Source organism: Duganella sp. Dugasp78 (assembly GCF_059491455.1).
In genome coordinates, this window is record NZ_CP168506.1 from 1,383,419 (window position 1) to 1,397,763 (window position 14,345).

The following is a 14,345-nucleotide window of genomic DNA, read 5'->3' on the forward strand; positions in this document are numbered from 1 at the left end:
CAACAGCGCGGGGAAACCGTCATTCCCGCGAAAGCGGGAATCCATAAGCCGCATGCTTGGATTCCCGCCTGCGCGGGAATGACGATTTTGGTTATTCGAAGTGCTCTTACGGCAGAGGGCGGAGCTGGATGGACAGGGGCGCGCGCAGGCGGGCGGCGAAGGCGGCGACGCGGCGCTGCCAGGTGGGGGCATCGGGCGCCTCGCCGGACCAGCTGGCGATGGCACCGACGTAGTAGCGCAGCGGCTGGCCGGACCGCACCGGCGCCAGGATCAGCGCATTGGCGGCGTCGGCCGCGTAGGCCGGCTCGGCCGACGGCAGCACGATGGCCACGCCGAAATCGCCGGCGCTGCGCTGCGTTACCCACTGCGTCAGCGCGCGCGCCGCCGGCATCGGCGTGACGGCCACTGTCGGCTGCTGGGGCGCATAGGCGGGGGTCTTGTTGAGGCCGATGGCGGCGGTCAGCTGGGCCGGCCCGCTGAAGCTGAAGGTGCTGTCGATCTGGTCGAAGTCGTGTCCGGCGTCGACGGTGAAGCGCTTCACCTCCGACACGCGGATGCCGGCGGCGTCCCAGGCGTCGTAGCGCAGCTCGAAGATGGCGCGGATCGGGCCGTTGGCGATGACCTTCCAGCCGGCGTAGTTGCGGCTGGTGTACAGCTGCTTGCCATCCCAGATGCCGGTGCCGCCGGCGCCGCGCGTGGTGCCGACGCCGTACATGTCCAGCCCCTCGCCCTCGTCCTTGTGGTAATGGTCGTGGCCCTTGTTGTACCAGCGGTCAACGATGGGATAGCGCACCCGCTTGAACCAGATGTCCAGGCCGCTCGTCACCAGCACCTCCTTGCCGCTGCCCTGGGTGTCGGGCGCGGCCAGCGCCTGGCCGTAGGTGCGGTGGGCGATGCGGTCGTTTTCCCACGCGAAGTCGTCCAGCCGTTCCGGCACATAGCGGGCGAAGGCCTGCACCGGAAACGGCGGCGCCACGGCCTCGCTCTTCTCCACCGTGAAGCTGGCGCTGCGCTCGCCGGCGGCGAAGTCGTGCTGGAAAATCAGCTCGCCGTAGGCGATGCCCTTGCCCTGCGGGTCCTTGGCCTCCGGCGCCACATTGGTCACCTGGTACGGCAGGCTGCGGCCGGCCGCGTCGCGCACGGTCAGGTGCTGCAGCAGCGCGCCCGGCAGGGCCTGGTTGACCTCGGCCCACGACACGGCGATGGTTTCGGCCGGCCGCGCCGCGTCGAGTTCGTGGCTGGCCGTGACGACCAGCCGTTCCGCCGCGCCGGCGGACGCGCCGGCCATGGTCGGCAGCAATGCGAGCATCAGTAGGTAGCGTGGCTGCATGTCAGTATTTCACCGGATAGTCTTTGGGGAACTGCCGGCCCGAGTAGGCCAGCTTCTGGGTCCAGTCCTGCGCCGGCGCGGTCCAGTAGGCATCGTTCTCCGGCAGGCCCAGCGACAAGAATCCTTCGGAGGCGATGTACATGCTGCCGTTGTTGGAGTACCAGTCGCCCAGCTCGGGATGGTGGCCGACGAAGCCGATGTTGAGGAAGCCGTCGCGGGTGAAATTGCTCGGCCCCGACCACACCGTCTGATGCACGGCGTGCAGCGCGGCGCGCACCTGTCCGGCCGGCAGGCTGGCCGGCAGCTGCCTGCGCCAGGCCAGCAGGCCCAATGGCTGGAACACGGCGGTGCGGTAGGTCAGCGAGCGGCCGATGGGCGGGTAGGTGCCAGTCGGCGAGATGAAGCGTTCCAGGTGTTCGCAATAGCGCTGCGTGCGTTGCAGCGCCTGCGCCAGAAGCTCCTCCGGCTTGGCGTTCCAGAACGGTCCCTTGCAGCGCACCAGCACTTCGAGGATTTCCAGCAGCATCGGGTACATCACGTACGAGCAGTAGTAGTCGAAGTGGAAGGACTCGCCGTCCTTGATCCAGCCGTCGCCCACATACCACTCGTTGATCTTGCGGATGGCCAGATTCATGCGCAGCGGATCGGCCTCCTCGCCGATCGACAGCAGCCAGGCCTCGTTCATGGCGGCAAACAGCAGCCAGTTGATGTAGGGCGGCTCGATCCGCCGCAGGCTCTTGATCTCGGCAACGATGCGCTGCTTGGTGACGCGGTCCAGCGGCTCCCACAGCGCTTGCGGCGCGCGCATCAGCGCGTTGGTGAAATAGGCCGAATCGACTAGCGTCTGGCCCGGCCCTTTCCACAGCAGATAGTCCGGGTTCTTCGGGTCGACCGAGTTGGTGTAGCTTTGCAGCGCCAGCTGTTGCAGGCGATGGCGCGTCTTGCCCTCGGCCGTGCCGTCGTCCGGCAGCGCCAGCCAGGGCGCGGCGCCGGCGATCAGGCGGCCGAAGCACTCAAGGTAGGCGACGCCGGGATCGCGGCCATCCCAGGTCGGGCTGAGTTCCAGCGGGAAGTTTTTCTTCAGCTTGCCCTGCGCCATATTCGACAGCACTGGCTCGGCCATCTGCTGCAACAGGCCGGCCATGTAGGCGCGCTCGCCGCCGGCCACAGGCGCGCTGTCGGCGGCACCGGCATTCATCAAGCCGGTGGCGGCCGTTCCGGCCAGTACCGCCTGCATAAAATTGCGACGTTCCATCGTGTCTCCTTATTTTTGATCGAGCAAGCGTACCAGTTCCGCCGACGCCAGCAGGAAAGCGCCCACGCCGAAATCGGCGGTGGAATTCTGGTCCACCACCTGGCCCGGTATCGCACGGTCGCCGATGGGCTGGACGTAGCCGACGCGGCCGTCCGGCTGCAGCGCCACCTTGCTCAGGTAATGCCAGCTCTTGCGCACCACCGGCAGGTATTCGTCGCGCGCCAGCACGCCGTGGTTGATGCCCCACAGGTAGCCGTAGGTGAAGAACGCGGTGCCGCTGGTCTCCGGCCCCGGCGCGTGCTGCGGATCGAGCAGGCTGCGGGTCCAGTAGCCTTCCGGTTGCTGGGCGCGCTTGAGCGCCTGCGCCATGTCCTGGAAGCGGGCCACATAGTGCGTGCGGTGCGGATCGTCGGCCGGCAGTTCATCCAGCACGCGGGCCAGCGCGGCGAACACCCAGCCGTCGCCGCGCGACCAGAAGTCCTTCTTGCCGTTGACGCTGGCGTGCGCGGGATAGACATACTTGGCGTCGCGGTAGTACAAGTGTTCCGCCGGGTCGTACATGATGCTGTTGGCGTACTCGAAATACTGGTGCAGCTTTTCCAGGTAGCGGCGGTCGCCGGTGACGCCGTACAGCTTGGTCATCACCGGCATCACCATGTACAGGCCGTCTGACCACCACCAGTAATCGCTGCGCGCGGTGCTCATCTCGTATTCCATCACCTCGCGGGCGCGGGCGATCTTGCGCGGATCGGGCGCCAGCTTGTACAGGTCGGCGTAGGTCTGGAAGCAGATCTGCCAGTCGCCGAACAGGACGTGCTCGTCGGTCTCGCCGTAAGTGTGTTGCCAGCGGCTCTTGTCCGGCGAGCGCGCGCCCATCCACTGGTTGTGCTCGGCCCAAGCTTCGGCGTAGCGCCGGTAGGCCTCGTTGTGCGTGACCTGGTAGGCCGCCATATTCCCTGTCTGGTAGGCCGCCACGTGCCAGAACGCCCACTGCTGCGCAGGCGTGCTGCGCTGCCAGTGTCCGTTGACCTGGTCGATGATGGCGACCACCTCCGCCCTGCTGGCGTCGATGGCCGCGCCGTCCTTTGCCGGCGTGGCACAGCCGCCCAGCGTGACAACCAGCAGCAACAGCAATCCTTGCGCGTATTTTTTGAAGTTCATAGTGTCATGTAAAAAAGGGCCGAAGGCGCGGGACCGCCACCTTCGGCATAAACACCCGGAACCATGACGTGGCTCCGGCCTGGAGTGCTCGGTCAATCACAACATCAATCAAGGCTTCCACTGCCACACCTGCACCGGCGACGACGCGCCGGCGGACGCGCCTTCTCCGTCGAGCTGCTGCACGTTCTGCACGAACAGATGCAGCTCGCCACGCCGGCGCCACAGTTCGGTGTCGAACGACGGTTCCCACGCGCCCACCGGCGTCTCGCCAAGATCACGCACGGTCCAGTGCGGCCGGTGCAGGTCGGCGATGGTGGCCACCGATACCTTGTTGCCGCGCTCGGCGTCGCGGAACACCAGCAGGGCCCGCTGGCGCTCCACCATGATCTGCGGCCGCGATATCGGTATCGCCTTGGTGCCCAGGCCGCTCAACGAGAACGGCGTGCGGCGGAAATCCAGATCGAGTTGCCGCCACGCGCCGCCATCGCGGTACAGCAGGTGGTACTGCGGCACCGTCGAACTGGCCACGCGCCAGTAGCTGGCGATCACCGGCTCGCCGTCGGCGCCGGCAGTCATCGAGGTCTGGTTGATCAGCTCGCTGTTCTGCGGGATGCGCGCGGCGTACTCGGCGCTGCCGGCGGTGATCGGCAGCGTGTAGGGTTCGCCGCTGCTGCGTTCCCACGTCAGGCCGCCGTCGCGCGAGCGGGCGTAGGCCATGTCGTGGTTGCTGGCCACGTCCGGCGATTCGCGCCACACCCATGACAGGTGGATGGTGCCGGCGCGGTCGACGAAGGCCTGCCAGTAGGCGCTGCGCTGCCCTTCTCCGTCGATCAGCTTACTGTGCAGCCGGGTCCAGCTGGCGCTCGCCACGTCGTAGCGGTTCATCACCAGGTTGCCGTGGCCGGAGCCGCCGTCGCGGTAGAGAAACAGCAGGCCGCCGTCCGGGCAGCGGAAGAACTCCGGATAGGTGGCCGAGTCCTCGTCCTTGCCCAGCATCGGCGTTTCCTGCCCCAGTTCCAGCGCGCCGGGCCGCGTGCCGCGCGCATAGCGCAGGCGCTGGTTGTGCGCGTCCCACGCCACGTGCAGGTAACCGGCGCCGTCCACCATGATGCTGATGCTGTTGTGCGCGTCGGCCGCGTTGCCGCGGTACGGCGTGCGCTGCAGCGTCCAGCGCGCGGTGCCCAGTTTGCGCTTGCCCAGCACCACGGCCGCGTCCTTGTCGTAGAAGGCGATGTACTGCGTATCGCCCTCCGACACCAGCGAGTTCTTGCGGAACACCACGGCGTTGACCGAATTGTTCGCCCAGCCCGGCGCCACATCGACCACGCGCACGGGACCGGCCGCGCCGGCCTGCGCTGCGCAGGCGATGCAGGCCAGCAGCAGTGGCAGCAGATGCTTAGAACTTGCCACGCAGTCCAACCTTGATGGTGCGGCCGTCGTACTTGGCGTAGTCCATGCGTGTCTTCTTGCCGCTGCCGTACTGACCGGTGGCGTCCTCGAAGTAGTCGTAGGCCAGCGTGTTGGACAGGTTCATGCCGTCGACGCGCAGCTCCAGCTGTTCGTTGATCTTGTAGCTGACGTTGGCGTCCAGGTAACCGCGTCCCGCGTGCCAGCGGATCAAGTCATCGCCGAGGTTGCGCGGATTGTCCGGATGCAGCGAGCGGCCCTTGTAGTTGTAGGACATGCGCAGCGCCAGCGGTCCCCGTTCATAGTAGGCGGTGGTGCTGTAGGCATACTTGGGCACCGAGTTGACCTCGATCTCCTTGCCGGCGTTGGTGATCCACTTGGCGCTGTTGAACGGATCGATGTGGGTGTAGCTGGCCAGCGCGCCGAAGCCCTTGAACGGTTCCGGCAGGAAGGTGAAGGCCTGTTGGTATGCAAGCTCGTAACCCTTCAGCGTCTGCTCGCCGGCGTTGGTGTAGCTGCGCAGGGTCATCGGCAGGTTGGGATCGACGTGGCCGTTGGCATCCTGGAAGATCGCGCCCAGCGCCGTATCCGGCAAGCCCAGCGCGCCAAAGGTGGTGTTGGTGGTGTTGGCCACGGTGGCGTCGGTCAGCTGCTTCCTGAACACGGCGGCCGACAGCAGGCTGCCCGGCTGGAAGTACCACTCCAGGCTGGTGTCCAGGTTCTTCGATTGCTGCGGCTTCAGGCTGGCGTTGCCGGCGGTGGCCGAGTTGTCGAAGGGATTCGGGATGACGGTCTGCGCCGCGATGATGGACAGCGAGGCCCGGCTCACGGTCTTGCCCCACGAGGCGCGCCACATCAGGTTATCGGTCAGGTCCAGCGCCGCGCTGACGGCCGGCAGCACGTTGCTATAGGTGCCCTGCTCGTGGTTGGCGGCGTAGGTCAGGCTGGCGCCCTGCTGCTTGAAGTTGTCGATGCCGGTTTCGGTGCGCGAGTAGCGCACGCCGGCGTTGAAGCGCAGCTCGTGGCCGCCGACCTCGCCCTTGAAGTCGGACTGGATGAAACCGGTCGACACCTTTTCCGTCGCGCTGAAGCTCTGCGCCGGCGTGAACGTCGCTTCCGTGTTGTAGGCCAGCGGATCGAAGGCCGAGAAGGTGGCGCCGCGGGTGAAGGTGCCCCAGGCGTGCGGCCAGCCGGCGCCCATGTCGAGGTTGTCGATCGGCAGCGAGGTGGTCATCAGACCGCGCATGCCGGCGTTGCCCAGGCCGTTGAGCTTGGTGGTGGCGGCGGCCGTGCCGTTGCGCTTGGCGATGCCCTTGGTGGTTTCCACGTACACCACGCCGGTTTTCAGATGGCCGGTCCAGTCGCCGGGCAGGCCGTAGTCCCAGTCCGCCACCAGCCGACCCTGCTTGCCCTTGTCGGTTTCGCGGGTCCAGGTGGTGCCGACGCCGAAGCCCTGGTAGTTGTTCAGGTCGGTGTAGCTGGTGGTCGACGACAGCGATGGATAGACGTGGTCGCTGCCGTAGTCGATGGTGGAGTCGACGCCGAAGATCTGGCCCGACAGCGTGTCCTGGTAAGTGAGCGCGTTGCTGTTGTTGGCGCTCAGCTGGCCGGTCAGCGCCAGCTTGTCGGTGGCGGCCCAGCGGCCGTTCACGGCGGCGTAGCCGAACTTGGTTTCATCCTCGCTGTAGGTGACGCCGCTGCTGTACGAGGTGTTGCCGAAAGTGCCGGTCAACAAATCGGAATCGGGATCGATGTGCACGTTCAGCGGCACCAGGCCGTTGTGGCCGCTCTGACCGGCCGGCGCGGCGCGGTTGGTGGTCTTGCTGTTGCGGATCAGCAGACCCATGTACATCTCGTCGCGGTGGTTGGTCAGCTTGGAGCCGAGCACGTCCAGGCTCAGGTTCAGGTCGGCCGTCTTGTATTGCAGCGACGACACCAGGCCGTCGCGGGTGCGCTCGTTGGCCGAGCCGTAGAAACGGTAGATGCGCGGCAGCAGCGCGTTGTCGATCTGGCTGCGGGTGTAGCCGCCGAGGTTGGCGCGCGGATCGTCGTAGTCCAGCTGCATCGCGAAGTTGCCCTTGACCGGGCTCTGGCTGCCGCGCGCCGAGCTGTTGTAGCCGCCGGTGGCCTCGAAGCCGGAGCGGTTGTTGGTGCTGGCCGAATGCGAGACGCCGGCCAGGAAGCCCCAGTGGCCCCAGGTGTTGGAGTACAGCGCGAAGCCCATCGGGTCGGCGTTCTTGGACATGGTGTTGTACGCCTCGGACACGGCGTAGCGGATGGTGCGCTTGGGATTGTCGAACGGACGCGGGGTCTGCAGGTCGACCACGCCGCCCAGGCCGCCTTCGCTCAGCTCGGCCAGCGGCGACTTGTAGAAATCGACCCGGCCGAACAGTTCCGACGCGAACACATCGTAGTTGAAGCCGCGCGCCGCGCTGCCGATGGTGCTGGTGGAGGTGGTGTTGACCGGCGCGCCATTGAGCGTGGTGACCGAGTATTCGGTCGGCAGGCCGCGGATCGAGATGCGCTGGCCTTCGGCCGAGCTTTCGTCGCGGTTGAGGATGATGCCGGGCACACGCTGCAGCGATTCGGCGATGTTCGCCTCCGGGAATTTGCCGATGTCCTCCGCCACGATGGAATCGCGCACGCCGATGGCCTGCTGCTTCAGGTTCAAGGCTTTTTGCAGGCTGGAGCGGAAGCCGGTGACCACCACCGTGGTCGGTTCGGCGGCGGCGCCCTCCGCCGGCGCGACCGGTGCGGCTGGAGCGGCTGCCTCCTGGGCGGCGGCGTCGGCACCGTAGGCCGCAGCCAGCGCCAGTGGCAGCAGAGTGGCGAGTAGTTTCTTATGCATTATTTCCCCCGTTGTTGTTTGCAACAATCTAAAGATTCACAGTGTCGTTTTTTTCACGCCGCGCCGGTGTCTCCCGAAAAGCGCGCCGTGTTGCCTGATTTTTCAGCATATGGTCACGTTACCACCCATTAAACTCATCGTACAACTTAAATTTTCAAACGGCCACCGGGGATGTGGTATCGTAACCACATGGCAAAAGCAAGCAAACTCAGTGAAGTAGCGAAAATCGCCGGGGTCTCGCCGATCACCGCCTCGCGGGCGATCCGCGGCAACGGCTACGTGTCCGAGGCGGCGCGCACGCGCGTGCTGGCCGCGGCCGCGCAGCTGAACTACACACCCGACATGATGGCGCGCCGCATGCGCGGCGACAAAAGCAAACTGATCGGCGTGTTCGTCAACCACTACGGCTCGTTGGTGCTGCACGAAATCACCAAGGCCATCAGCGACGAGGCGCGGCGCCAGGGTTACGACATCCTGCTGTACAACGCCGAACGTTTCGACCTGCCCAGCCGCGCGGAAACCTGCGCCATGCTGAGCCAGCTGTGCGCCGGCCTGGTGGTGCTGCTGCCGAACGCGGCCGACGGCTACCTCGACGTGCTCGAGCGCCAGCACCTGCCCTGCGTGTTTGTGGGCTTCGAGGCGCGCCCGGTCGGCCTGCCGGTGGTGGTGGTGGAAAACCGCGCCGGCGCCCGCGCCGCGGTCGAGCATCTGCTGTCGCTGGGCCACCGCCGCATCGCCTTCATCGGCGGCACCGCCGGCACCGGCCAAGGCGCCGAGCGGCTCAAGGGCTACCACGATGCGCTGCGGGCGGCCGGCGTGACGCCCGATCCGGCGCTGGCGTTGGACGGCAATTTCTCGCAGACGGGCGGCTATGCGGCCGCCGAAAAACTGCTGTCGTTGGACGTACCGCCGACCGCGATCTTTGCCGCCAACGACGAGACCGGCTTCGGCGTCATCGACGCCATCCACAGCCGTGGTCTCGAGGTGCCAGACGATATCTCGGTGATCGGCTTCGACGATATCGCGACATCCAGCTTTGTGCATCCGCCGTTGACCACCATGCGCCAGCCCAACGCCGACATGGCGGCGCGCGCCGTCAGCGAACTGCTGGCGCTGATACAGGGCGACGAGCCGCAGGCCAGGCGCATCGGCTTCCCGATGCAGCTGGTGCTGCGCAGTTCCACCGGGCCGCTGCGCCAGCCCGACTGATGGACGGCGCCGTGCCCGGGTCCGGCCTGGCCGGCAAACGCGCCGCCTGGGCCGCCGCCTCGGCCGGCCTGCTGGCGGTGCTGTTCTGGCTGCTGGTGGGCGACCTGGCGATCTCGATCCGCGAACGGGCCGCGCTGCCCAGCGGACTGGAACTGCTGCGCCGCAACGGCGCCTCCGACACCACCACCTCGCTGCTGATGTCGACCGTGCCAGCGCTGCTGAGCGTGCTGTTGGTGCCGCTGCTCGGCTACCACTCGGACCGCCTGCGCAGCCGCTGGGGGCGGCGCCGCCCCTTCCTGCTGGTGGCGGCGCCGGTGGGCTGCGCCGCCATGCTGGGCCTGGCCTGCTCGCCGGCGCTGGGGGCGCTGGCCGACGCCGCGCTGGGTGCGCTGTCGCCGGGACGCCGGCTGTGCAACCTGGCCGCCTTCAGCCTGTTCTGGACCATCTTCGAATGCGCCGGCATCAGCGCCGTGTCGCTGTTCACCGGCCTGGTCAACGACGTCGTGCCGCAGGGATTGCTGGGCCGCTTCTACGCCGCCTTCCGCATCGTCGGGCTGGGCGTCGGCATCGCCTTCAACACCTGGGTGTTCGCGCTGACCGACCACTACCTGAGTGAGATCCTGGTCGCCATCGGCCTGGTGTTCGGCGTGTCGCTGCTGCTGGTGTGCCTGATGGTGCGGGAGCCGCCCTGCAGTGCCGGCGCAGGCGACCACGCCAACGCGCCGCGCGCGGCCGGCTGGCGCGCGCTGGCCGTGCCGCGCGCCCACGTGCTGGCCTGCTTCGCCCACCGGCCCTTCCTGTGGGCGGTGGCGGCCTTCATGCTGGCCAGCGTCACGTTCAGTCCGTTCAATACCTTCTACCAGTACTACGCCCACCTGTCCGGCATCCCGAAGGCGACGCTGGGCACGCTGACGGCGTATGGCTACGCGGTCTCGATCGCCTCCGCCTTCGGCATCGGCTGGCTGGTGGACCACTACGGCGCGCTGCGCGTGTCCAGCCTGATCATGGGCGCGTATGGCGTCGCCGCCGCGCTCGGCTACCTGAGCCTGGGCGACCCGGCCTGCTTCCCCTGGTTTTACCTGGCGCATGTGGTGGTGTCCGGCGCCTGGTTCACGGCGGCGGCGTCGCTGCCGATGGCGCTGTTTCCGAAGGCCCAGTTCGTGCAGTACAACTCGACCAAGGATTTGATGGTCGTGCTGGGCAATATCGTGGTCAGCGGCGTGCAGGGGCCGGTGCTCGACCTGTCCGGCCACGACTACCGCCTGACCCTGCTCAGCGGCGCCGTGTTCGCGCTGTTGAGCCTGCTGTGCCTGGCGCGCCTGCGGACGCGCCTCTAGCCTCTAGTCGTAGCCGCCGGCCTTGCCCAGCTGGCGCCGGTCGCGCTTGGTGGGACGGCCCTTGATGTCCGCGCCCGGTTCGCGGAACAGGCGGCGGTTCTCGGCCACGGCGGCGCGCCGCGCCACGCTGGCGTCGGTCTCTTCGTACAGGTTGCGGGCGATGGGCGCGGCGGCCCGCACGTCGGACAAGTTCATCACGTCGACCTCCCAGCGGTCCGAGCCGTTGTCGATGTCCAGCGTGTCGCCGATGCGCACCGCGCGCGCCGGCTTGACCTTGTCGCCGCCCAGCTTGACCTTGCCGCTGTCGACCGCCTCGGTGGCCAGCGAGCGGGTTTTAAAGAAGCGCGCGGCCCACAGCCATTTATCCAGTCTGACACTATCGCTCAAGCGTATTTCCCCACTGCGAATATCCGCATCGCCGTCTTGTACGCGAAAAACGCGATCTCGTAGCCGACGCGGCGGAAGCGGCCGACATGCTCGAAGTCGGCGTAGTCGACCACCACGCCGTCGGCGATGGCGGCCTCGATGTAGCGGCGCAGGTTCTGCGCGAAGACCGCATCCTTGATCACCACGTTCGCTTCCTGGTTTAAAAACAGGCTCAAGCCATCCACATTGCTCGAACCCACGGTGGCCCAGTCGTCGTCGATCACCGCCACCTTGGCGTGCAACTGGGTCTTGTGATATTCCACCACTTTGACGCCGGCCGCAAGCAGCTTCGGATAGAAGGAATGCGCGACCGCGTCCTGCAGCCAGATCTCGCCGACGCCGATCAGCAGCGTGACCTCGACCCCGCGCTGGGCGGCGGCCGCCAGCGCATGACGGAACCTGGCGCCCGGCGCGAAATACGGATTGGCCAGCAGCACGCTCTTGCGCGCACGCCCCAGCGCCTGCATGTAGGCGCGCTGGATGGTGCGGCGGTTGCGGAAATTGTCGCGCACCACGAAGCCGGCCTGCACCATATTTTCACGGGCGATCCTGTTCACCTTGCGCATGTCGCGGAACAGGCCGATCCGCTTGATGATGCCCAGCTTGCCCAGCCGGCGCCACTGGGTCAGCGCCTCCAGCTGGATGGCCGCCACCAGCGGCCCGCGCACCTGCACCGCGAAATCCCAGCGCGGCGCCGACAGGCTGATCGCGTGGTTGTAATCGCAGTACATATCGTCGTTGATGTTGATGCCGCCGACGAAGGCCAGCTCGCGGTCGACCACGCAGATCTTGCGGTGGGTGCGGGTGACGCCGCGCCTGAACCAGGGATTGAAGATGCGGTGCTCGACGCCGGCCTCGACCAGCCTCGCATGCATGGCGTTGATCTGGCGGCGGCCGGTGCCCCACCAGTCGGTGATCATGCGCACCTGCACACCGCGCTGCGCGGCGCCGACCAGCGCCGCCAGCACGGCGGTGCCGGTGTCGTCGCCGGCAAAGATATAGGTCTCGAAATACACCTCGTAGCGGGCGGCGTCGATCGCGGCTATCAGCGCCGGAAAGAAATCGGTGCCCGTGTGGAGCAGGGTGACGTCATTATCGGCGATAAAATTTACGGTGCGCATAGCGGGATTCTACCCTTGAGTGCTGAAATAAGGCGCGTCCATGGAAACAAGTCTATAATAAATTGCAACCCCCTCGGAGCACGATGCATGACCCGTAGTCTAGTGATGATGCTGGCAGTATGCTGGGCCCAGGCCACCGCCGCCGAGCTCCAGGCCGATTGTCCCAAGGTAGTGGTGTCCGCCGATCCCGACTATCCGCCGCTGCACTGGTACGACGGCAAGACCCTGCGCGGCCCCAGCGTCGACCTCGCCACGCGTATCCTGGCCGACCTGAAAATCCCTTATGAAGTGCGCTATGTGGGCCCGTGGAAGCGCGTGCTGGCCAACGCGGCGGTCGGCAAGATCGACCTGGTGGCTACCCTGAAAATCCAGCCCGAGCGCGAACGCTATCTGGATTTTGTGCGCACGCCGGCGTTCCCCAATCCGGTGGCGGTGTTTGTTCCGCGCCAGCGCGCCTTCATCTTCAACACCTGGCAAGACCTGGCCAGCCACAAGGGCGGCATCGCGCTGGGCAATACCTTCGGCCAGGAGTTTTCGCAGTTTGCCGCCACCCATTTGCGGCTGGAGGAATCGGGCACCGCGGACAGCAATTTCCGCAAGCTGGGCCTGGGCCGCATCGACTACTTCGTCATCGGCCTGTTCACCGGCGAAGCCTGGCTGGCCCGTCACGACCGCAACGCGCAGATCGTGGCGATGCGCCCCTTCCTGGCGGAGGACAAGAACTACTACGCCTTCTCCAAGTTCAGCCCCTGCACCCGTTATCTCGACGCGTTTGAAGCGCGGCTCAAGGAGCTGGTGGCCAACAAGACCAATATCGCCATGCTGAACGCCAGCCTGCAAGGCCTGGACGTCAAGCTGGACAGCGCGACGCTGAGCCGCAAATAATGGTCCGCCAATAAGTCAGGCCAGCGCCAGGCTGGCGACGATGGGCGCGTGGTCGGAGAGCTTGGCCCACAGGCTGCCATGCATCACCTCGGCCGCCTCGACCTTGAAGCCGCGCACGTAGATGCGGTCCAGCCGGAAGAACGGCAGCGCCGCAGGAAAGGTGCGCGCCGGGTTGACGCTGGGCTTGCCGCGCAGCGTACGCACGATCTCGTCGAGCGCGGAGTTGGAGCCGATCTGGTCGAAGGCCTCGACCACGCCGAGCGCGTTGCGCAGTTCGCCGCTGAGGGTGTTGCGCCAGTCGTTGAAATCGCCGGCGATGATGACCGGCTCGCCGTCGGGCGCGGACGCGCGCACGGCCGAGATCAGCGCCTGGGTCTGGCGGCGGCGGCCCGCCTCGAACAGGCCCAGGTGCACCACATAGCAATGCACCACTCCCTGCGGCGTGTTCAGCACGCAGTGCAGGATGCCACGCTGTTCATAGGCGTGGTCGGAGACGTCGTGGTTGGCCTGGTTGGCGATCGGGAAGGCGCTCAGCAGCGCGTTGCCGTGATGGCCGTGGTCGTAGATCGCGTTCATGCCATAGGCGGCATGGGCGTGGCGCGACTCGCCGGCAAAATACTCGTGCTGCGCGGCGGCAGGCCAGTGCTTGTGGCCGAAATGTTCGGCGCCGTACTTGGCCGCGTTCAGGTCATGCTTGCCCTGCACCTCTTGCAAAAAAACCACATCGGCGTCGAACAGGCCGATCGCCTGCTTGAGCGCCAGCACCCGCGGCTCGCTGCGGATGGCGGATACGCCCTTGTGGATGTTGTAGGTGGCGACACGGATTTTCATCCGTCTATTCTAACCCTGAGTCCGGGATCTTGGCGTACGCCGCCGCACATAGCGCCCTGCGTTCAGCGGATCTGCTGGGGTAGCTGAAGTACGGCTTCGGCGTTGGAGGAGGAGAAGCATTTGTCGGCGGCCTCCAGGTAGGGCAGCCAGACGTGGTTCAGGTGCTCGCGCGGGGCCAGCTTGATGGCGATGTCGCGCGGGACTTCGACGCTGAAGACGTGCTCGGTATTTTCCGTCACGCCGGGCGCGTAGCGGTGGCGCCACACCGGATAAATCGTGTAGATGTTGGACAGCCGCCAGTCGCGCAGCACGATGGTCTCGCCGTCGGCGACGATGCCGGTTTCCTCGAACAGTTCGCGGCGCGCCGTCTCCATCAACGGCTCGTCAAGCGCGTCCAGCGAGCCGGTCACCGATTGCCAGTAGCCGGGACGGTCGGCGCGTTCGATCAGCAGCACTTGCAGGTCGGCCGTGTGGATCACCACCAGCACCGACTCGGGAATCTTGTAAGGCTTCATGGTTCGGATAAAAGAAAAGG

The 14,345-nt window shown here is 66.5% G+C and carries 12 protein-coding genes; 3 read left to right on the forward strand and 9 right to left on the reverse strand.

The genetic code is table 11. The features are described 5' to 3' along the window. Positions 1-106 precede the first annotated feature (106 nt). The 5 genes from ACEN9O_RS06145 to ACEN9O_RS06165 all read right to left on the reverse strand — a co-directional run bounded on the left by ACEN9O_RS06145 (position 107) and on the right by ACEN9O_RS06165 (position 8,001). Entirely contained in the window at positions 107-1,330 is a 1,224-nt protein-coding gene (locus ACEN9O_RS06145; RefSeq protein WP_495616742.1) for a DUF4861 family protein, read from the reverse strand. 1 nt (position 1,331) lies between these two features. After that, complete coding sequence (locus ACEN9O_RS06150; protein WP_495616743.1) at positions 1,332-2,585, reverse strand: DUF2264 domain-containing protein; 1,254 nt, start codon at positions 2,583-2,585, stop codon at positions 1,332-1,334. Positions 2,586-2,594: 9 nt separating this feature from the next. Then, a complete protein-coding gene (locus tag ACEN9O_RS06155) occupies positions 2,595-3,746 on the reverse strand; it encodes a glycoside hydrolase family 88/105 protein (RefSeq protein ID WP_495616744.1) in 1,152 nt (383 codons plus the stop codon). Positions 3,747-3,854: 108 nt separating this feature from the next. Continuing rightward, positions 3,855-5,156, reverse strand: a complete 1,302-nt coding sequence (locus ACEN9O_RS06160; protein ID WP_495616745.1) for a BNR repeat-containing protein — start codon at positions 5,154-5,156, stop codon at positions 3,855-3,857. After that, a complete protein-coding gene (locus tag ACEN9O_RS06165; RefSeq protein ID WP_495616746.1) occupies positions 5,143-8,001 on the reverse strand; it encodes a TonB-dependent receptor in 2,859 nt (952 codons plus the stop codon). Before ACEN9O_RS06165 ends, ACEN9O_RS06160 begins: the two co-directional genes overlap by 14 nt. A gap of 189 nt (positions 8,002-8,190) precedes the next feature. Here ACEN9O_RS06165 and ACEN9O_RS06170 point away from each other — a divergent pair, with 189 nt between their 5' ends. After that, complete coding sequence (locus ACEN9O_RS06170) at positions 8,191-9,210, forward strand: LacI family DNA-binding transcriptional regulator (protein WP_495616747.1); 1,020 nt, start codon at positions 8,191-8,193, stop codon at positions 9,208-9,210. An 11-nt stretch (positions 9,211-9,221) separates the two neighbouring features. After that, entirely contained in the window at positions 9,222-10,547 is a 1,326-nt protein-coding gene (locus tag ACEN9O_RS06175) for an MFS transporter (protein ID WP_495616748.1), read from the forward strand. A gap of 3 nt (positions 10,548-10,550) precedes the next feature. Here the strand turns inward: ACEN9O_RS06175 and ACEN9O_RS06180 are convergent, their stop codons facing one another. Beyond that, on the reverse strand, positions 10,551-10,934 hold the full coding sequence (locus tag ACEN9O_RS06180) for an RNA-binding S4 domain-containing protein (protein WP_495616749.1): 384 nt from the start codon (positions 10,932-10,934) through the stop codon (positions 10,551-10,553). Next, positions 10,931-12,094, reverse strand: a complete 1,164-nt coding sequence (clsB, locus tag ACEN9O_RS06185; RefSeq protein ID WP_495616750.1) for a cardiolipin synthase ClsB — start codon at positions 12,092-12,094, stop codon at positions 10,931-10,933. Before clsB ends, ACEN9O_RS06180 begins: the two co-directional genes overlap by 4 nt. Before the next feature lie 87 nt (positions 12,095-12,181). Between clsB and ACEN9O_RS06190 the strand changes: the two genes are divergently transcribed. Continuing rightward, the gene (locus ACEN9O_RS06190) at positions 12,182-12,979 is read left to right on the forward strand and encodes a substrate-binding periplasmic protein (protein ID WP_495616751.1); all 798 of its coding nucleotides are present in this window, start codon (positions 12,182-12,184) and stop codon (positions 12,977-12,979) included. 15 nt (positions 12,980-12,994) lie between these two features. Here ACEN9O_RS06190 and ACEN9O_RS06195 read toward each other — a convergent pair whose 3' ends face one another. Together ACEN9O_RS06195 and nudB are read right to left on the reverse strand one after the other, a co-directional pair. Then, positions 12,995-13,810: an endonuclease/exonuclease/phosphatase family protein gene (locus tag ACEN9O_RS06195; RefSeq protein WP_495616752.1), complete on the reverse strand. Its 816-nt coding sequence runs from the start codon at positions 13,808-13,810 to the stop codon at positions 12,995-12,997. A 62-nt stretch (positions 13,811-13,872) separates the two neighbouring features. Beyond that, on the reverse strand, positions 13,873-14,325 hold the full coding sequence (nudB, locus tag ACEN9O_RS06200; protein WP_495616753.1) for a dihydroneopterin triphosphate diphosphatase: 453 nt from the start codon (positions 14,323-14,325) through the stop codon (positions 13,873-13,875). Positions 14,326-14,345: the final 20 nt, after the last annotated feature.